The sequence below is a fragment of the Achromobacter sp. RTa genome (assembly GCF_000757485.1).
GTDB lineage: Bacteria > Pseudomonadota > Gammaproteobacteria > Burkholderiales > Burkholderiaceae_B > Achromobacter.
The window spans coordinates 889,050-908,696 of the sequence record NZ_JPYO01000042.1; the positions used below are offsets into that span (position 1 = coordinate 889,050).

11 protein-coding genes are annotated in these 19,647 nt (G+C 65.5%); 1 reads left to right on the forward strand and 10 read right to left on the reverse strand.

What is annotated here, in order from left to right:
• Positions 1-90 precede the first annotated feature (90 nt).
• From JL37_RS29805 to JL37_RS21600, 5 genes are all read right to left on the reverse strand, one after another.
• Positions 91-876 carry a TIGR02594 family protein gene (locus tag JL37_RS29805; protein ID WP_197064642.1) on the reverse strand — a complete coding sequence of 262 codons (786 nt, stop codon included), beginning with the start codon at positions 874-876 and terminating at the stop codon, positions 91-93.
• A 52-nt stretch (positions 877-928) separates the two neighbouring features.
• Complete coding sequence (locus tag JL37_RS21585) at positions 929-6,664, reverse strand: CHAT domain-containing protein (protein ID WP_081955145.1); 5,736 nt, start codon at positions 6,662-6,664, stop codon at positions 929-931.
• Positions 6,665-7,119: 455 nt separating this feature from the next.
• A complete protein-coding gene (locus JL37_RS21590; protein WP_043546640.1) occupies positions 7,120-8,136 on the reverse strand; it encodes a tripartite tricarboxylate transporter substrate binding protein in 1,017 nt (338 codons plus the stop codon).
• A gap of 591 nt (positions 8,137-8,727) precedes the next feature.
• On the reverse strand, positions 8,728-9,573 hold the full coding sequence (locus JL37_RS21595) for an enoyl-CoA hydratase/isomerase family protein (RefSeq protein WP_043546641.1): 846 nt from the start codon (positions 9,571-9,573) through the stop codon (positions 8,728-8,730).
• A gap of 13 nt (positions 9,574-9,586) precedes the next feature.
• Positions 9,587-10,810: a CaiB/BaiF CoA-transferase family protein gene (locus tag JL37_RS21600; RefSeq protein ID WP_052097499.1), complete on the reverse strand. Its 1,224-nt coding sequence runs from the start codon at positions 10,808-10,810 to the stop codon at positions 9,587-9,589.
• Between the two features lie 95 nt (positions 10,811-10,905).
• Between JL37_RS21600 and JL37_RS21605 the strand changes: the two genes are divergently transcribed.
• On the forward strand, positions 10,906-11,754 hold the full coding sequence (locus JL37_RS21605; protein ID WP_081955146.1) for a LysR family transcriptional regulator: 849 nt from the start codon (positions 10,906-10,908) through the stop codon (positions 11,752-11,754).
• A 22-nt stretch (positions 11,755-11,776) separates the two neighbouring features.
• On the opposite strand, the gene JL37_RS21610 is transcribed toward JL37_RS21605, so the two are convergent.
• Genes JL37_RS21610 through JL37_RS21630 form a run of 5 tightly spaced genes read right to left on the reverse strand, consistent with a single transcriptional unit; the run spans position 11,777 to position 19,366 of the window.
• Entirely contained in the window at positions 11,777-12,751 is a 975-nt protein-coding gene (locus tag JL37_RS21610; protein WP_043546642.1) for a tripartite tricarboxylate transporter substrate binding protein, read from the reverse strand.
• Positions 12,752-12,781: 30 nt separating this feature from the next.
• Positions 12,782-14,593, reverse strand: coding sequence for an acyclic terpene utilization AtuA family protein (locus tag JL37_RS21615; RefSeq protein ID WP_052097501.1), 1,812 nt, complete (start codon positions 14,591-14,593; stop codon positions 12,782-12,784).
• Positions 14,590-16,548, reverse strand: coding sequence for a biotin carboxylase N-terminal domain-containing protein (locus JL37_RS21620; RefSeq protein ID WP_052097503.1), 1,959 nt, complete (start codon positions 16,546-16,548; stop codon positions 14,590-14,592). Before JL37_RS21620 ends, JL37_RS21615 begins: the two co-directional genes overlap by 4 nt.
• Before the next feature lie 19 nt (positions 16,549-16,567).
• Positions 16,568-17,737 (reverse strand): acyl-CoA dehydrogenase family protein, encoded by a 1,170-nt coding sequence (locus JL37_RS21625; protein WP_043546644.1) that lies wholly within the window; start codon positions 17,735-17,737, stop codon positions 16,568-16,570.
• Positions 17,738-17,749: 12 nt separating this feature from the next.
• A complete protein-coding gene (locus JL37_RS21630) occupies positions 17,750-19,366 on the reverse strand; it encodes an acyl-CoA carboxylase subunit beta (RefSeq protein ID WP_043546645.1) in 1,617 nt (538 codons plus the stop codon).
• Between the last annotated feature and the right edge of the window lie 281 nt (positions 19,367-19,647).

The window sequence follows — 19,647 nt, forward strand, 5'->3', positions numbered from 1 at the left end:
TATACAGCGCGCGCAACCCATGCGGCCATCTAACGGAGATGGTCGCAGAGGCTGCGACCGCGATGCTCGATGCAGCCTTCCCGCGCTCGCTCAGCCGCCCCGCAAGCCGTCGACGGTACGAAAGGAATGCAGTTTCAGGTCCTTCCCGTTATCCGGCAGAAGCTTGACATTCACTTCCCCGGTGTTTCTTGCCTCGTAGGTGCCTGGGGGAAGATCGCGCCGCAATGGCATCTGGTTGCCGCCCAGCACATAGGTTCCACCTGCCGTCCGGCTGATGAAGAAGCCCACGTGGCCCTTCCAGGCGTCATGCTTGTGCTGGAAGACCACGATATCTCCCGGCCGAGGCTCTGTCGTGGCTAGCTTCCAGCTTCGAAACGAGGAGGACGCGGCGCTATTGGTGCCGTCCACGGCCCCGCTGCGCCACAGGCACCAGTTCACGAATGCCGCGCACCAAGGCGTCACGTCCCCATTCGGCACCCTGGTGCTCGTGGCATTGAAAAAATCCACGATCACGGGATTGGCGCGCACCGGCCATTCCTGCGCATACAGATGCGCATCGTCTCCGTATTCCTCGTTGAGCGCTCCCCCGCACAAGGTCGCGAAGTACTGGGCGACAGCCATGGGCGCAACATCGCGCGCGCAGCCCTCCATGATCCTTCGGCCCTTCTCGATCTCCTTCGCGTAGGCGGGGTGCCCCCCCTGGAACCTGGGCAAGCTGGCCAATATCTGCTCGACCGTGGGGACCGGCTTTCCTTCTGGAAACAATACCGGCTCCTCGATGCCAACTCCCGGCGGGCTGGCCATGGCCGGACGCCATCCTCCCACGGCAATGGCCAGCGCCCCCATCCCTCCCCCTAGCACAGCTCTTCGATGCATGGTCATTCTCCTTGCTTTTGCACATGAAGTCGGCACTCGTCCCAGCTGGATTTCAATAACCTACCGACGAAATGGGGGCCCAGTAGAACGGGCTGGCCTCGCCTAGTGTGCGTGCTTCCCGCAGCAGGCTCAGCTGAGCCTGCTGCAGCGCCAGCGCGTACTCACGGCTGCCGCCGCCAGTGCCCAACGCTCGAAATGCGATGGAGATCAACCGGGATGCCGCAGGCGCCTCTATGCGCCAATGGCTGACGTAGAGGTGCCGTGCCCCGGCATAGAGGAAAGCGCTAGCCAGGCCCTCGAACACCTCGCTGCCCCGCCCCGAATCCGCTTCTCCCAAAGCCTGGCCGCCAGTGTCGCCGTCCCGGTATCCGCCCGCCGAATCGCAGGCGGACAACACAACCAGGTCCGCATTGAGACGAAGCGCCATGACTTCGCTGGCGGACAGATAGCCGTCATCGTCGGACGTTTTCTCTTTGGGGGGAGTCAGTACCAGGCCTGCTTCCGAATAGCCCGGCTGCCCGCCCGTCAAGCCGTGCGTCGCAAAAACGATCCGGCGGTACGCCGCCAATCTTTCGCTGGCGGAAAGTTGCTTGATCGCGGCCTCTACGGCGCGGCGGTTCATATAAAGATCGTCCGGCCCTGCCTCCACCTCTTTGGCCAGTTCCTGCAATAGGCATGCCGTATCGGGAAGCGCCGCGTCAAACGAAGCCGTGGCCGCGACGTCGACGGCGGCTTGTGACTCATCCGCGACCGCCAACGGACCGTTACAGCCGTGGGGGGCCCAGCCGCCGATAACAGGATCGCCAATGCCGAGCAACGGTAATTGCCCCGAAGGCCTGGGCCCGGCCCCCGTTAGCAGCGCGGCGACGGACGGCACTATCGTGATCGAGTGGCTCTTGACCAGCCAGGATCCCGCCTGGATCTGCGAAACGTCGGGCGATGCAGGCAATTCGTCGCTCAACAGCATCTGAAAAGGCACGCCGGCAAGTTCGCTGTCCGGAATCACCATCCAATGCCGCTTGGCCATGATCTGCGATTTGGCCGGAGCGACCACCATCTCATAAAGGCGGTGCGCCGCGGAAAAGTCGAAGATCGCCTGCTTGGGAATGGCGCCCGGCAAGGCGCTCTTTTCATGGACTCGCAGCGCCTCGCCCGCTCGCAACGATGCGCTGATTTGCGCGGACGCGGTTCTTACCTCGCGTGCGCCCTCCCGACGCTTCCCGGCAAGATCGAACAGCTGCATCCCCTCCCGGGTGGTAACGCTGAGCAGCGCCACGCTGGAGTTCAAGCGATATACCATCAGCGCTTCATCTTCCCCCAGCAGTTCGGGAATTTTCCGCACGCCATCTTGCGCCGCCTGCATGATTTCCAGGTAGCGCCTGGCCCGCTCCGCGGCCGCTCCCTTGTCGGCCTCGAACCGCATGCGCGCCTCGCTCAGTTTCGAGAGCTCGCTCGCCAGTTGCGCCTTGGATTTTTCCGATTGTCCGAGCAGATCAAGCAACTCTCCGCGTGCGCCCCGCCATTCCCGCGCCGCCATCTCGCTGCGCAACCCAGCCTCGCCGTCCGCGGATGCGGACGCTGTCGCCGCCTTGAGGAGGGCAGCCGCCGCCGGGCTGCGTTGCGCCTTGGTAATGACCTCCAGCGCGCGCACCGCCGCCTGGGAATCTTCTTCTCCCTGCCGCCGATTCTTCTCCGCCAGAAGAATGAGCAACTTGTCGGCGATGCGTTGATCGACCAGTGAAAGCCCCCCGGGATCGCCGGCTGCCGCGGGCGAAGGATCCACGACGGCCTTGCGCAATTCCTTCCGGCTCAGATCCAGCCCGAACTCAAAGAAGTCTATGCCCGCGTCCAGGGCGTCGGGAAGAAAGTCATGGACCGACGTCCGCCTGATGCTCCACAGTACTTCGCCAGGATTACCGCGCGCCATGTCTTGCCAGAAGCGCAAGCTTTCCTGGTAGTACGCGGCGGTTAGCGGAGATCCCTCGCGCAGCAGTTCTTCTCGGATCTCACTTATGTCTTCGGCTAACCGCGAGTATCTGTCGTAGCCGCCTACGGTATCCAATACGAGCTGAACCGCCCTATCGTCGCTCCTGGTTTTGTAGTGCTGGCCGTAGGTCTTGAGCGCACGCAATACCTGGATCCGCGCACGATGGCTCCCGGCTTGGGGCGCCAACTGACGCAATGCCGAGAATGCCTCGGCAATGGTTTCATTTGCCGACGCGTTCAACAAGCGCGCCGACACCATTCCTTCGATGGCGCTGCGCGCAACCTCGTCCACGCCGGCCTTCGCCGTCTGCTCCGCCACCGTGGCAAGCACTTTCAACCGGACGGAACCGACATCGATTTCCATCGCGCACCGCAACGCCGCACGCGCGAGCGATTCGACCTCCGGCGCGGCCAGTCCGGCCTCGTTCAAACGCGCAGCCAGTTCCGCCTGCAGCTCCGCCCTGTGCCGCCTTTCAGTGATTTTTCCAGCAAGGCCCGTGGCGCGCTCGGCGTCCCCCAACCCACCCAGCGCAAGCACGTAGTCCCGGAGATTGGAGTCTTGCAGAGCCTCGAATCCGCCGTTTTCCACCAAAGGAATCAGAGGAGATACAGAGTGGCCTGGCCCCCTTTGGCGGGAAACATCGACGATCGTCCTGATCGCCAACGCACGGACTGTCTGTGAGCCGAGCATGCCGCGGACTTCCGTCAGCAGCTCTGCCGCAACCGGAACGCCCTCCGTTTCCAGCACACCTTCGAGCAGCCCCTCCAAGGCCGACTCGAAGGCGTCCCGATTTGCGGCATTAGCCGCGCCACTCCCTTTCGGATCAAATGGAAAGCTCGCTTTCGCATCTGCGTATGCGTCGTCCACCCCTCCGGCCAGCACCCAACGGCGGTAGAGCCGCTGCATGCCGAATCTGAACGTAAACCCTTGAAGCGGCTTCAACTCCTCCTTGCCCGACTTCAGGGCTTGCAACGCCGCCGGCTGATTTCCTCGTTCCCGGAATTTTCCTGAAATGTAGAGGTAGGCATCCGCCCTGGCCTCGGGTTTGCTGATCTGCGTGATGATGGATTGCGCACCAGCGGTGTCTCCGAAAACAAACAAGCAGGATGCAAAAGACTGTCTCAGTCCATCTCTCACGGAGATTCCCTGCCCCTGGTGCCGCAGGAATATGATCTGCTCCGAAGTCAGGAGCGCCCGGCCCGCGAGCGGCGTGGCCGGCGCCGCCGCACAGAGTATGTCGCCGGCCAGGTCCATGCGCCTGTACGAGTCGCTGACTTCGAGCAGGGAGTCCACGGCTTGCGTCAGCCACTCCGCCGCGCGCGCCGGCTCTTCTTTTGCCGAATGAACGAAGAACCTCGTCAGTTGCGCCGGGGCCAGGCGTTGCGCCAATTTGCGCGCGCGGTCCTGCTGCTTTGCCTCCAGGAGCAGCAATGCCCCTCTTTCCCGCAACTCCGGATCATCCCAATCCTCCAGAAGCTCCGCGATTTCGCCGTATCGCCCATACCTTTCCAGAGATAGGATCCCATGCCATCTGCGCTCGCGCGCCGCATCTTCCATCAACCAGCTGGAGACCCGATCGGGCTGAAGCCGGGACGCTTCAAAGCGCCAACGCCGGTATTGCCAGTCTTGATATAGGTCGTCCGGCAAGGTGGAAAGCCATGCCTTGCCGATCTTATCGGGATCACGCTCCACCAGGGCTTTCAGCAGGGCTTCCTGGCCGCTGCGCTTTTGATACCCTTCCAATTGATCGAGCCCAGCGACCGCGATTTCGGTTTCGCCAAGTTCCGCCATCGCGATCACCAGCGCCCGCGCAGAACGCTGATCCAAAACAAGTGTTCCTTCCTCGCGGCGCAACAAACGTGGATACATCCGCAGCAGAACTGCCATCGCCGCCTGTGCCTCGGGGGTGTCCGGAAGCGCGGATCTCGTGCCGTTGATCAAACCAAGCGCTCCGCTCACGTCTCCCGCATTCCGCCGAAGCATCGCCATTTCCGCCACAACGTCGGCCCAATCCTCGCTGGTTTCCTCGCCCTTTTCCTTGACCCGGGCGGCGGTGCCCTCGAACAGCCGTTGAGCCAGTTCAAGCAACGCGGGCGTCTCGGACCGTTCGACTTCGCTGGCGTCCCGCAGGGCGTCCAAGCGTTGGTCGATGGCCATTATCAACAGGCCGGCGGCTTTCGGAGAAATCCCATCCGCGCTGTTCCTGCCAGTCTCCAGCAACTGATCCACTTTCCTGCGCAAATCCTCTTCTTCCGTAGGAATCGCCATCGACACGCTGCATTCTTCCAGCGCGTCTTCCGCGCGAATTCCTATTTTCAGAATGTCGGCCTGCAACTCGAAGTGCGCGGGCAGGACCCCATCGCTTGCGCCAGAAGTTTCGCTGAGCTTCCTGCCTCGTTCGTTCATTGCGCGCAGGTCGGCGTATTCCTGGCGTCGCCCGCAGGCCGTGTCCGCGGCAGGGGCCAGCGTCAGGACATCCACTACCTTCAGCAAGGCATGAGGCAGGCCAGGAGTGTCGTCCGGCAAATCCTTCAAGACCGGCACGAGGCGGCGCGCTACGTTCTGCGCTTGCGCCTTGCCGCCAGGCACACTGTCCAGGACGACAAGGACTTCGACGTCTCCCAGCGCGCCTTCTACCGAGACCTTCTCCCCAAGCGACTCCACATGCAGATAGGCTGCGGCCTCGAGCGCCTGCTCGGGCAATTCCAGGTTACTGAACAAGGTGACGATTTCCTTGAGCTGATCATTACGCGCCTGGATATCTGATTCGCTCAAGGCGTCCTGGTACAGACGCGCCGCCAGACGCGCGCCTTTGCGACGTGCCGACTCCCGTATCGGCAAAGGCAGCCGATACAGGGGCATTGCGCTTCTGCCGTAGAAGCCGGCCAGCGACCCTGCCAAATCCCGGGCAACCGCGCTTTCCTCGCTGAAATGCAGATCCACGATCCAAAGCACCTGCGCGATCGCGGGTTCCATGCCCCATAACGGGACGGAGCCGATTTCTTCGGCATTCAGGGCGTAGCCGGCGGCCAGCGCGACGAAGGTTGCCGCCATATAGTCCGCGCGTGGACCTCCTGCCGTCGTGCGGATCATGGAGTCCAGCAATATGGAGCCTGCCCTAGCCGGCTCATCCGCTGCGATAGCCGTGGCGTAAGTGGCGCTGACCGAGGCGACCGTTCCCAAGGCGTCGGGAGGCTCATCCTCCTGGGCGTCAGTCCCTGCTGCCGGAGGAAAACGCCCCGAAAAATCCGCCCATTGTTGCTGCATCTCCTGAAAATCCTCACGGCTGAAACTCTCCAGCATCTGCACTAACGTGCATCGCGCTTCAAGCGTCCGGGAAGGCGCCTCGGCTTGCTTCAATTGGGCTGCCGCACAAACGGCGGCCCGGGCGCCTTCGAGGATGGCCTCGGCGTCTTCCTCGGTGGTTCCCGCCGTGAAGATGGCGAAGTTGGCCTCCTGCTTTAGCGCTCCGGAAACCTCCGGCATGGCTTCGATCGTTCCGCGCACCAGCAAGGCACGCTTCTGGTATTGGGCACGATAGGAGGGATCACGGGCAGCCAGTTGCCCCAATCGGTACACATCGTCCAGCAGGCAACGGGCTTGTTGCGCTTGCTGCGAGGGGTTTTCACACGCTTCGCGCAAGGGCAACGTCTCTGGCGGCTTCGAAACGGCCGCGGAGAATGCGCCGGCAGAGAGCGCGAGGAAGAGAAAAATACATGCCAAGATGCGCAGCGGCTGCGCGCACGCAGGCCACACGGGCTTTCTACTCGGATATCCCCCGTTTGCAAGTCGCTTATGCATAGCCACGCTCCTGTCCGGGCGCAACGATTGAACATCGGCCAATAGGAATCAGCTTGAAGCAACTTACTTTTTTTGCCTGGATCCGGTTTGCTATCGGATCGTGACTTCCCCGGCGGAAGGTGGCGGCCCCGTTTAATTCATCATGGCCGGCCCCCTTCGGTCAAAGGAGGTTAAACCACAATCCGGCCAGCGCCGTGATGCTCCTGTACTGGAGGTTTTGCCCTACTCGCCCTGCCTGCGAGGCGGCCGCCCGGGCCATGCGAGCACGCGGCCGGCATCCTGCCCAGGGGATGGGCGCGAACACGTTGATAAGTCGGGAAAGGCGGAAAATCGGTCAGGCAGGCCGAATGGCAAGAACGGCCCAGGCCGGGATGGAAAAAGAAAAGCCCGGAGCAAAGGATCCGGGCCGCAATCGCTGGCCCGAGTGCACCGGGCCAGCGAAACGAACAAACCGCTTAATTAAGGCTGGCGCCGGAAATCTTCACGATTTCCTGGTACTTCGCCTTCTCGCCCTTGACGAACTCGGCGAAAGCCTCGGGCGTCATCGGCGCCGCTTCCGAACCCATCGTCAGCAGGCGCTGCTTCACGTCGGGTTGCTGCATCGCGTCCGAATAGGCCTTGTTCAGCTTGGCGACCACCGGCGCGGGCGTGCCGCCCGTGGTGAACACGCCGAACCAGGTGCCCAGGTCGAAGCCCTTGATCCCGGATTCCTCGACCGTCGGCACATCGGCCAGCAGCGAGGAGCGCTTTGCGGTGGTAACGGCCAGCGCCTTCACCTTGCCGTCCTTGATCAGGGGGGCCGAGGCCGCCAGGTTGTCGAACATGAAGTCCGATTGGCCCGACAGCAACGCCAGCTGAGCGGGCGCCGCGCCTTGGTAAGGAATGTGCTCGACCTTGATGTCGGCGCGCGCCTTCAGCAGTTCGCCCGACAAATGGCCCGCGCTGCCGTTTCCGCCCGAGCCGTAGTTCAGCTTGCCGGGGTTCTTCTTCGCGTACTCGATCAGGTCGGACAGCTTTTCGATCTTGTTCTTCTGGGCGAACTCGACGTTCATCACCAGCACGTTGGGCACCGACGCCACGATCGTGACCGGCGCGAAATCCTTCACCGGGTCGTAGGGCAGATTGGCGAAGAGCCAGGGGTTGATCGCGTGGGTCGCGACCGCGCCCATCACCAGCGTGTAGCCATCGGCCGGCGCCTTGGCCACCAGGTCGGCGCCGATGTTGCCGCCCGCGCCCGAACGGTTTTCCACGATGACGGGCTGGCCCAGCGAGCCGCGCACCTTCTCGGCCAACATGCGGGCCATGGTGTCCAGCGGGCCGCCGGGCGGGTAAGGAACGACGAAGCGCAGGGACTTGGTCGGGAAATCGGTGGCTTGGGCCAAGGCAGGCGCGCCGAAAGGCAGGGTCGCGGCCAGCGCAACAGCGCCTTGCAGCAAGGCGCGGCGCACGGCGCTGCGGGGGGTAGGCTTCATGTAGTGTTCTCCTCGCTCGTATCAATAGCGGTCAGTAGCATACCGCAGGGCAGGCAAGAGCGTAACAAAGAGAAACCAGGAAAATTCTCCGTTGCTTTGTGTCTGACACCCGGGAAACGCCGGCTCGATTCGCGCCACCGTCTCGTAAGGGTGTCAGACACGAACCGAACTGCGGCAACCGGGGCAGTGGGTGTCTGACACCCGGGGAGCGCCGGCCCGATTCGTGCCGTCGTCTCGTAAGGGTGTCAGACACGAACCGAGCTGCGGCAACCGGGCAATGGGTGTCTGACACCCGGGAAACGCCGGCTCGATTCGTTCCACCGTCTCGTAAGGGTGTCAGACACGGGCGGGCGGGGGATGTCAGACACCGGCGGCCGGGCATCTTGTGTCTGACACCCTGGGGAGTTGATATCCCAAGCTTTATCGATACCCCAGGGGGTGTCAGACACGAACCGAACTGCGGCAACCGGGCAATGGGTGTCTGACACCCGGGGAGCGCCGGCTCGATTCGTTCCACCGTCTCGTAAGGGTGTCAGACACGGGCGGAAGGGGGGTGTCAGACACGGGCGGCCGGACGGCCGCGGCTGGGCCCTAAGAAACGGCGTCCCAATCCGGCCGCCGCTTGGCCTTGGCTGCCGCGACGCCCTCGATCGCCTCGGTGCGCAGCTGGCGGGCGAAGGAGCGCGATGCCGAATCCAGATAGGCCCCCAACTCTTCCTCGTGCCAGCGCTGCTGGCCGAACAAGGCGCGCAGCATGCTCTTGGTCTGTCCGGCAGCGCGCGGCGCGGCGTCTGCGCAGCGCTGCAGCATGCCGGCGACCCCTTCCTCCCAGCCCTGCCCGGCATCGAACACGTAGTCCAGCAGGCCGATGGCGCGCGCCGCGTCGGCGTCTATGCGTTCACCGGTCAGCATCAACCGCCTGGCGGCCTGCAGGCCGATGCGGGCAGCGACGAAGGGCAGGATCTGCGCCGGCACCAACCCGATCGACACTTCGGGAAAGCCGAAACGCGAGCCGCGCGCGCCGGCGGCAAGGTCGGCGGCGCACACCAGGCCGGCACCGCCGCCCATGGCAGCCCCTTGGGCCAGCACCACGGTGATCTTGGAGCTGCCGGCGAAACGCTCGAGGAAGCGCCCGTAGCGCCGGTTGCCCATGGCGACCGGATCCTGGCCGTCGGCCTCCGGCTGTGCGGCGATCCGGCCCGCGATATTGCCCAGATTGCCGCCCGCGCTGAACGCCGGCCCAACCGCGCTGACGGCCAGCACCCTCACGGCGGCGTCGGCCTCGGCGCGGTCGAGCGCGTCTTCCAGATGCTCGACCATCTCCGCACCCAGCGGGTTGCGCGTCTCGGGCCGATTCAGGATCACGTGGAAGACCGCGCCGTCCCGCCGAGTCAGCAGCGGCGCATCCGCCGCGTCGTTAGATTGCGCCAGGTTCATGGTTACCGCTCCTTCAATGCACCGCGGCGGCCGGGGCCGCCGCCAGTTGAATAATCCCTTCCTGCGCCAGCGCGGCGATGTCGGCCGGCGTGTAGTCCAGCTCCCGGAGCACCGCCTGCGTATCCTCGCCCACCGCGGGCACGCGCTCGCCAGAGCCACCGGCCGCGGCCGGCACGCCCGGCAAACCCACGAACGGCACGTCGCCCAGGCCGGGCTGGCTGAGCGTCTGCACCAGGCCCAGGTGCCGCACCTGCTCGTCCTCCTGGAATTGGTCGTAGTCCTTCACTTCGCCATACAGGATGTCGTTCTCGCGGAAGCAGTTCGTCCAGTACGCGGTCGGGCGAGAACGCAGGGCCTGCGCCACCCCCTGGTTGATCTCGTCGCCCACCTGTATGCGGTGCTGCGGCGTATCCATGCGCGGATCCGTCAGCCAGTCGTTCCTTCCGATCACCCGGCAGATCGCCGCGAACATCGCATTGTTCATGGCGAACACCAGCACATACCCATCCGCCGTGCTGAAGATTCCCTGCGGATACGTGACGCTGGTGGCGGGCTCCCCGCGGCGCAAGGCATGGTCGATCAATGAGCTGTTCTGCAATGCCGCCATGGTGGCCAGCAGGCTGACGTCGATGTGCGTGCCCGAATGCCCGCGCTCGCGCGCGAACAGCGCACCTCCGATCGCATTGGCGGTATATACGCCGCAGGACAGGTCGCCGACGAACGGCTTCACTCGCTGGGGCAGGCCCGCGCCATCGCAATTGGCGGTGGTCAGGCCCGTCAACGCCTGCACGACGGAATCGGTGCCGGGCCGGTCGACATAAGGGCCCGACAAGCCGAATCCCGAGATCGAGGCATACACCAGGCGGGGATTGATTTCGCGCAGCGCGGCATAGCCCACGCCGAGCCGGTCGGCCACGCCGGGGCGGAAGCTCTGCACCACCACGTCGGCTCGCGCCGCCAGCCGGTGCAGGACGTCCCGCCCCGCGCCGGTCTGGGCATCCAGCGCCAGGCTGCGCTTGCCCCGGTTGAAGGCCAGGGCAATGGCGCTGAATCCCCCGCGCGGCACGCCCATGCTGCGCCCCCAGTCGCCATGGAAGGGTTCCACCTTCGTCACCTGCGCGCCCATCTGGCCCAGGATCTGCGCGCAATACGGTCCCGCGATGCCTTGCGACAGGTCGAGCACGCGCAGGCCTTCATACACCCTGTGCAAGGGATTCGGATCGATAGCGGAATTCACGGTTGTCTCCATGGAATTGGGGAAAGGCTGGGCTTGTGCGCTACGCCAGCGGCCCCGGATAATCGTCTGCGTACGCTGGCACACAAGGAACTCTCATGGCGGTGCGCGATCTGGACATAGGCTTGCTCAGGACCTTCCTGGCGGTGGCCGACCGCGAGAACTTCGCGGGCGCGGCCGACCAGGTGTTCCGCACCCAGGCCGCGGTCTCGCAACAGATGCAGCGGCTCGAGCGGCTGCTGGATTGCAAACTGCTGGTGCGCGTGGGACGGCACAAGCGCCTTACCGAACAAGGCGTGCGCCTGCGCGAGTACGCGCGGCGCATGCTTGCGCTCAATGACGAAACCTGCCGCGCGATGAACAAGAGCGTCTTCGACGCGCCGACGCGCATAGGCGTATGCGCGGATGCCGTGGACACGATCCTGCCCGACTACCTGGCGCTGTGCGCGCGCACCTACCCGGGCATGCGCATCGAGATCCAGGTCAACCGCAGCCGCTGGCTGGCGTCGGCCCTGCGCCGCGGCGACATCGACCTGCTGCTGGAGCTCGAGCAATTCGACGAATTCCCCCGCATCACGTTCCGGACTTCGCCCGTGGTCTGGATTTCTGGCACGCATTTCCATCATCAGCAAAACCTCCCGTTGCCTTTGGTGCTGGTGGACTCGCCCTGCGTCTTCCGGCGCATGGCGCTGAACCGCCTGGAGCAGGAGAACCGTCCCTGGCGTAATGCCTTCCAGACCCCTACCCTGGCCGGCGTGCGCGCCGCCTTGCGGGCCGGCCTGGGCATCACCCCGCGCACCATAGAGATGCTCACTCCCGGCCTCAAGGTGGTGGGGGAAGAGCTGGGCCTGCCCTCGCTGCCCTCCGCCAGCTACCACCTCTACATGCGCGCGGGCGAAAACCCGGACGGCGCCCGCAAGCTCAGCGAACTGTTCGTCCCCTCCTGAGCGCTTCCCGGCGCGCCCGTGGCTAATGCTGCTGCATGCCGGCGGCCACGATCACTTTGCCCCACTCCACCGTGTCGCGCTGCTGGATGGCGCGCAAGTCCTCGGGCGAGCCGGGCTGCGGCAGCAAGGCGCGGTCGGTCAGGAAGCGGCGGCCGTCCGGGTTGTCGAGCGCGCCGTTGATCCACGCGGCCAGGCGCTGCGAGACCGCGGGCGGCGTCGTGGCAGCCGCCCAGATGGCGATCCATGACGACACGTCGAAGCCCGGGTAGCCGAGTTCCTCCACGGTGGGCACATCCGGGAAGGCGGGCACCCGCGTGGCGGTCGACACCGCCAGGGCCCGAATCTTTCCGGCGCGCAGCTGGGGAGTCGCGGTTACGGCATCGCAAAAATAGAAGTCGTACTGGCCGCCCAGCAGGTCCGTCATGGCCTGCGTGCTGGCGCGGTACGGAATATTCACCGCATTGATCCCCGACATGGCGCGAAAGCGTTCGCCAGCTATGCGCCCGCCCACGTTGGCGCTGGCGAAGCTCAGGCTGGCCTTCGAGGCCCGCGCTGAGGCAATGAACGCCTGCAGGGTTTCCGCCTTCACGCGTTGCGGATTGACCACCAGGAAATACGGCGCGGTCGCCAATGTCGTCAACGGGGTGAAGTCGCGCTCGGGGTCGTAGGGCAGCGACTTGTAGATGCTGGCATTGGCCGCATGGGTGGACGGCCCCGACACCAGCAGGTTGTATCCGTCGCCGGATTGCCGCAGCACGTACTCGGCGGCGATATTGCCGTCGGCGCCCGGCCGGTTCTCGATGATGATCGGGCTGCCCACCTTGTCCCGTATCTTGTCCGCGACGTAGCGGATGATCGTGTCCGTCGCCCCTCCCGCGCCGTATGCCACGGTCATGTGGACCGTCTTGTCCAGCGCCTGCGCGCGGACGCCGCCGCAAGCCGCCAGCAGCGCGCCGGCCCCGGCCAATTGAATGAATGCCCTGCGGGTCTGTTCCATTTGTAGTCTCCTCCCATCCTTACACTCCCGCTATCGCAGGATTTCGCCGGGACAAGGAATTTCCAGGTCCAGCAGCATCTGGGCGTACGACTTGCCCAAGGGATCCGAGCGCAGGCTGGACGAACCGCCACCGCCCAGCGCGCGCCGCAGCACGAAATTGACCGCCCCGGTACCGGGCAGCTCGAAACGCGACACCTCGCCCTGCACCAGATGGCTGAAGTACTCGCGCACCCGTTCGGCGGTCAGTTCGCGCAGCAGCACGGGCCAGTAGGCCTCGGAGCGCGCGATGACGCCTATGTTCGAATCGTCGCCCTTGTCGCCGCTACGGGCGTAGGCCAGCCTTGCAAGCGGCACCCGCTGCGTGCCAGCCGATGCCGCCGCCGGGGCAGGGATTTGTCTGGCGTCCGCGGGAACGTAGGCGCCGTCCTCGCCGTTTTCCGGAACGGCCACCTCGGCGTGCAGATCCCCGCAGTCGAGCCAGACCGGCACGCACTGCTTGGCGATGTAGAACGATCCCGTCTTGATGATGGCCTGGATGTCGGCACGGCCGCCGAAGTGGCTGCGCGTGCCTGGCCCCATCGAGGTTCCCGCCGACGCGGACTCCTTCTGCAGGAACTCCAGGCCCTTGCGCTCGGCGTGGGCCGCGGCGATGCGAAGGATCACCTCGCGGCTGTCGTTCTCGCGCGCGTTGCCGCCGTACATGGCTTCGGCACCCAGCAACTCCACGACGGTGGAGACATAGTCCGGCAGTCCGTTCAGGACAAGCAGCTTGCGCGTGCGCCGCAGCAGTTCATCGGCGGTGCGCAGCGCTTTCGCGCTCGCCCGCTGCCCGCGGATGGCCATCATGATGCCTATCTGGTAGCCGCCATGCCCTGTCGCGGTGATCTTGTATCGCGTCGAAGGAGCCCGCCCGCGCGCGCCCTCCACGCGCACCCGGTCCGGGCCTGTTTCGCGGATGGAAACCTGGCGCAGATCGCAGACCACGTCGGGAAGTTCGTAGGCGGCGGGATCGCCGATTTCATACAGCAGCTGCTCGGCCACCGTCGCGCGGCTCACCAGTCCGCCCGTGCCCGGCGGCTTGGTGAGATCGAAACCGCCATCCGGGTCCAGCGCCACGATCGGATAGCCGATGTTCGCCCAGTCCGGCACTGTCTCCCAATCGGTGAACAAGCCGCCCGTCGCCTGCGGACCGCATTCGATCAGGTGCCCGGCCAGGCTGGCCTGGGCCAGCTTGTCGTAATCCGTAAACGCCCAGTCGAACTCGTGTATCGCCACGGCCAGCGCGCAGGCGCTGTCCACCGCGCGCCCCGTGATCACGATATCCGCGTCCAGCGCCAGCGCCTGGACGATGGGATAGGCGCCCAGATACGCATTGGCCGACAGCAAGGGGCCGAATCCGTCCAGGTCGGGCAGCCCGCGCCCCTGCGCATCGGTGAACTCGGCTTGCAGCTCGGCGACGTCGTCGCCGGTGACGACCGCGATGCGAGGCGCCAGGCCTTGTTCGCGGGCGAAGGCGAGTATGGCGTCGCGGCACGCCTGCGGGTTCAGGCCGCCGGCGTTGGACACCAGCCGCACCCCGCGTTCCAGCAAGGTCTTCAGATGCGGACGGAGCACGTTGACGAAGTCGGTCGCGTAACCCAGTTCCGGGTTGCGCATGCGGGCCCGCTGCAAGATAGACATAGTCGTTTCCGCCAGGTAGTCGAAAACGATGTAGTCCAGTTTTTCCGCCGTGAGCAATTGCGGAATCGCGATCTGCGAATCTCCCCAGAATCCCGAGGCGCATCCGACATGCACCTGCCCTTTCGTCCGGCGCGCCGGAGTCTCGCTGTGGTTCCCGCTCATTGCTGCACCTCCATCAATGCCTGCCCCGTGCTTACCTGGTCTCCCGCGGCAACGGCCAGCTTCGCCACCATGCCCGCCGCGCCCGCGGCGATGGACATTTCCATCTTCATGGACTCCAGCACCAGCACGGTCTGCTGCGCCGTCACGCTGTCGCCGTCCTGGACGTCGACGCTGATCACCCTTCCGCTCATCGGCGCCCGCAGCAGGCGCGCCTGCCCGGCCTGCTGATCCTCGCGTCCGGCAAAACGCGTGGCCCGCAAGAAGCGCCAGGCGCTGGCGCCATCCTGCACCCAGGCCTCGCCCAGCCCAGCCATGGCCACGCGCAGGCTGCGCCGCAGTCCGTCCACGACCAACACCATGTCGCCCTCGTGGCGATGCATCGCGTCGATCCGGATCTGCACGCTGTCTCCTTCGGCAACGTGCCCTTCCCAGGCGCGCACCAGCACGCAGCCGTCCGCCTCCCGCGAGAGGCGCAGCAGTTTCGGCTTCCCGTCGGACGCATCATCCAGCGCCACTTCGCCGGCCGCGGCGAGGCCGCCGCCGGCCACGGGCCAGCCGGCCAGCGCCAGCGCCGCCGCGGCTACCGCATGCTCCGAAGGCTCCGCCCGCCAGTGCCCGGACGCCATGTCCTGGCCTGCCAGGAAATTCGTGGTCACACCGCCTTCGAGAAAATCCGGATGGTTGATCGCCCGCGCCAGGAAATGCAGGTTGGAGCGCACGCCCAGCAGGCCGCCGTCTTCGCAGGCCCGCGTCAGCTTGCGGATGCACTCCTCCCGCGTTTCGCCCCACGCCAGGTACTTGGCCAGCATCGAGTCATAGTGCGGCGTGATCTCCAGGCCGTCTTCCAGCGCCGTATCGACGCGCAGCCCGGAAGGCTCCACCCACCGAAGCACCGAGCCGACCTGCGGCACGAAGCCCGAGGCGGGATCTTCCGCGCAGACGCGCAGCTCCATCGCGTGGCCGCGTCGCTGCACGTCCTCCTGCCGCAGGGTCAGAGGCTCGCCCTGGGCCACCTTCAGCTGCCACTGCACCAGGTCGATGCCGGTAAGCAGTTCGGTCACGCCGTGCTCGACCTGCAGCCGCGTGTTCATTTCCATGAAGTAGAAGTCGCCGCTTTCGTCCAGCAGGAATTCCAGCGTGCCCGCTCCTACATAACCGATGGCCTGGCAGGCCCGCCTTGCGACGGCGCCCATGCGCTCGCGCAGCTCAGGCGGCACAGCGGGTGAGGGGCTCTCTTCCACCAGCTTCTGGTAGCGCCGCTGCAGCGAGCAGTCCCGTTCCCCCAGGTGCAGGACATTGCCGTGTTCGTCGCACAGCACCTGGATCTCGATATGGCGAGCCGCCAGGATGGCCTTCTCCAGGATCAGCTCGTCCGACCCGAAAGCTCCCAGCGCTTCGGAACGGGCCAGCGGCAGCGCCTGCGCCAGCGCCGCATCGTCGTGCGCCAGCCGCATGCCGCGCCCTCCGCCGCCCGCGGCCGCCTTCAGCAACACCGGGTAGCCGATGGCGCGCGCCCGCGCCGACAGCTCCCTGTCGTCGGAGATCCCTTGCGCGCCGGGCACCGTGGGCACATCGGCGCGTTGCAGCGCCTCCTTGGCGCGCGCCTTGTTGCCCATCAGGGCGATGACCTCTGCGGACGGCCCCACGAAGGTCAGGCCTGCGTCCGCCACGGCGCGGGCGAACTCGGCGTTCTCGGATAGAAAACCGTAGCCCGGGTGCACGGCCTGCGCACCGCTCCGGGCGCAGGCGCGCAGGATGGCCTCCACGTTGCGGTAGCTGGCCTGGGCCGGCGAGGCGCCGATATGCACCGCCATGTCTGCCTCCCGGACATGACGGGATTCCGCATCCGCGTCCGAGTACACCGCAACCGTGCGCAGGCCCAGGCCACGCGCCGCCCGGATCACCCGCAGCGCGATTTCCCCCCGGTTGGCGACGAGCAAGGTATCGAATCTCATCATGTCCGTCCTTGCGGCGTCAGACCGCACGCGAGGGCAGGATGCCCATGTGCTTGCAAATGATCGTGAGCATGATTTCATCGGCGCCGCCGCCGATGGAGATCAGGCGCAGGTCGCGCCATGCGCGCGAAACCGCGTTCTCCCAGGTGAATCCCATGCCGCCCCAGTACTGCAGGCACGAGTCGGTGACCTCGCGGCACAGGCGCCCGGCCTTGAGCTTGGCCATCGAAGCCAGCTCGGTCATGTCGCCTCCGCCCATGTGCACGCCCGCCGCGCGGTAGACCAGGGACCGCAGCATCTCGACCTCCGTCTTCAGCTCCGCCAGCCGGAAATGGACGGCTTGGTTGTCCAGCAGCGGCTTGCCGAAAACCTGGCGCTGGCGCGTGTAGTCGATGGTGTCGTTGATCACATCGCTCAGGGCCGTCACGCGCCGGGTGGCGCCGCTCAGGCGCTCTTCCTGGAATTGGCGCATCTGGTAGGTGAAGCCCATGCCCTCTTCGCCGATGCGGTAGCGCTGCGGCACCCGGACCTCGTCGAAGAACACCTGCGCGGTGTCGGAAGACCACATGCCCACCTTCTTGATCTTGCTCATCGTCACGCCGGGCACGGGCTTGCCGTTCTCCTGCTTGAGCGGCACGCAGATCAGCGACTTGTTCCGATGCGGCTTGCCGTCGCTGGTGTTGGCCAGCAGGCACATCCAGTCGGCCTGCGTGGCGTTCGTGATCCACATCTTGGAGCCGCTGATCACATAGTCGTCGCCGTCCTTGCGGGCGGTCGTCTTCAGCGAGGCGACGTCGGAACCCGCGCCGGTTTCGGATACGCCCAGGCAGGCCACGTAGTCTCCGGCGATCGAAGGCCGCAGGAACTGCTCGCGGACCGAGTCGTTGCCAAAGCGCGCCAGCGCCGGCGTGGCCATGTCCGTCTGCACCGCGATCGCCATGCCGACACCGCCGGCGCGCACCGAACCGATCGCCTCGCAGAACGCAATTTCGTAGGAATAGTCCAGGCCCATCCCGCCGAATTCAACCGGCTTGTTCACGCCCAGGTAGCCCGCCTTGCCGAGTTTCTTGAAGACTTCGTGGGCGGGGAATATCTCCGCGTCCTCCCATTGGTCCAGATAAGGATTGATTTCTTTCTCGATCAACTGGCGTACGCCGTCCTGCAACGCGATGTGCTCGTGGGTAAACATGGAATCTCCTCGTTAGAATCTTGCGACGCCGAACTGGATCGGATGAACGTCGCGCTTTGCCGACCGCGTGCACGCGGCCAACGCCACTCCCAGCACCTCCCGGGTAGCGCGCGGATCGATCACGCCGTCGTCCAGCAGCAGGCTGCTGGTATGCACGGCGGAAGACTGCAGGTCGAATGTCTGGATGATTTCCTGGCTTTCCGCATCCAGCGCGGCGGCGTCCGGCTCCGCGCCGGCGCGCCTGGCGCTGTTCTCGGCCACGCGCCGCATGGTCATGGCGGCCTGCTCGCCGCCCATCACGGCGGTTCTCGCATTCGGCCAGGAAAACAGGAAATCCGGCTTGAAGGCGCGTCCGCACATGCCGTAATTGCCCGCGCCGAACGAGGCGCCGCAAAGCACGGTCAGGCGCGGCACGCCGGCATTGGACAAGGCCTGGATGAGCTTGGCGCCATGCTTGATCATGCCCGCCTCTTCGTGCGCGCGCCCCACCACGAACCCCGTGATGTTCTGCAGGAACACGATGGGCCTGCCCAGCTGGGAGCACAGCTGTATGAACTGCGCAGCCTTGGTGGAGCCGGCCGTATCGAGCGGACCGTTGTTGCTCAGCAGCCCTATCGGCGTGCCCAGAAGGACGCCATAGCCACAAACCGTGGCTATTCCGTAGCCGGGCTTGAACTCATGGAAGTCGGATCCGTCTATCAGCCGCGCGATCACTTCGCGCATGTCCACCGGTACCCGGTAGTCTGCCGGCATGATGCCTAGCAGGTCCTGGATATCGTGCCGAGGCGGCGCGCCGCCGCCGGCGTCTTCTTTGCCCGTCCACCCGAAGGCGCTCACGATGTCGCGCACCTGGAGGATGGCCTCGCGATCGTTCTCGGCCACGTAATCGGCCAGGCCCGACACCGATGCGTGCATCTCCGCCCCGCCCAGCTCCTCTTCCGTTGCGGTCTCCCCGGTGGCGGCCTGCAACAGCGCCGGACCCGCCAGGAAGGCATGCGCCTGGTTGCGCACCATGACGACATAGTCGGAGAGGCCGGGCAGATAGGCCCCGCCCGCCGTCGACGAGCCGTGCACCAGGGATATCACCGGAATGCCGGCGGCCGACAATCTGGCCAGGTTGTAGAACATGCCGCCGCCATGGACGAAGCGTTCGGCGCGGTACTTCTTCAGATTTCCGCCGGCGCTCTCGACCAGCTGGATGAAAGGCAGGCGGTTGGCCAGCGCGATCTCCTGGCAGCGCATGACCTTCTGGGCGGTCATGGCCTGCATGGCGCCCGCGCTGATGCCGGCATCGTTGATGACGATCATGCATTGCACACCGCATACCTGGCCCACGCCCGCGATGATGGCCGCGCCCGGCACGCTGGTGGCGGGATCCGGATCCTCGATTCCGCAATAGCCCGCCAGCTTCATCAATTCCAGGAACGGGCTGCCGGCATCGACCAAGGCCTCCAGGCGCTCTCGCGGAAGCAGCTTGCCGCGCTTGCGGAACGCCGGCGCGGCCCGCGCCGAGCGATCCACCGCCCGCTGCTCCAGTTGCGACAGGTCCGACAGCAGCGCCAGCATCTGTTCGCGGTTGCGCTGGTAGGCAGGGGACTGCCTGTCGAGACGGGATTCCAGATCGGCCATGGTTGCAGACACCTTATGTCGAGTTCCGGGGAGCTCCGGGCGGACCGGCAGCGTGAACCTATGATGGGCTACGCGGACGGCCCGCACAATCAAGAACTCGTCCACCGACAGTTAAGGATTGCTTAAGTGATGCAGGCTGGGGGCTGCGCCTGGGGCCGGGAGGGAGGAAGGCCGAAAGGGGTCGAGGCGTGGGTTGGGGCGTGCGCGATAGTGTCAGACATGGACCGGTTTCTTGTGTCTGACACCCTGGGGAGCCGGCCTCTAGATCTGAAGCACCGCGC

What these genes read in the sequence shown, in the direction of transcription:
- JL37_RS29805 (WP_197064642.1), bottom strand. Translation starts at nt 876, where the DNA reads ATGCATCGAAGAGCTGTGCTAGGGGGAGGGATGGGGGCGCTGGCCATT.
- JL37_RS21585 (WP_081955145.1), bottom strand. Translation starts at nt 6,664, where the DNA reads ATGCATAAGCGACTTGCAAACGGGGGATATCCGAGTAGAAAGCCCGTG.
- JL37_RS21590 (WP_043546640.1), bottom strand. Translation starts at nt 8,136, where the DNA reads ATGAAGCCTACCCCCCGCAGCGCCGTGCGCCGCGCCTTGCTGCAAGGC.
- JL37_RS21595 (WP_043546641.1), bottom strand. Translation starts at nt 9,573, where the DNA reads ATGAACCTGGCGCAATCTAACGACGCGGCGGATGCGCCGCTGCTGACT.
- JL37_RS21605 (WP_081955146.1), top strand. Translation starts at nt 10,906, where the DNA reads ATGGCGGTGCGCGATCTGGACATAGGCTTGCTCAGGACCTTCCTGGCG.
- JL37_RS21610 (WP_043546642.1), bottom strand. Translation starts at nt 12,751, where the DNA reads ATGGAACAGACCCGCAGGGCATTCATTCAATTGGCCGGGGCCGGCGCG.
- JL37_RS21615 (WP_052097501.1), bottom strand. Translation starts at nt 14,593, where the DNA reads ATGAGCGGGAACCACAGCGAGACTCCGGCGCGCCGGACGAAAGGGCAG.
- JL37_RS21620 (WP_052097503.1), bottom strand. Translation starts at nt 16,548, where the DNA reads ATGAGATTCGATACCTTGCTCGTCGCCAACCGGGGGGAAATCGCGCTG.
- JL37_RS21625 (WP_043546644.1), bottom strand. Translation starts at nt 17,737, where the DNA reads ATGTTTACCCACGAGCACATCGCGTTGCAGGACGGCGTACGCCAGTTG.
- JL37_RS21630 (WP_043546645.1), bottom strand. Translation starts at nt 19,366, where the DNA reads ATGGCCGATCTGGAATCCCGTCTCGACAGGCAGTCCCCTGCCTACCAG.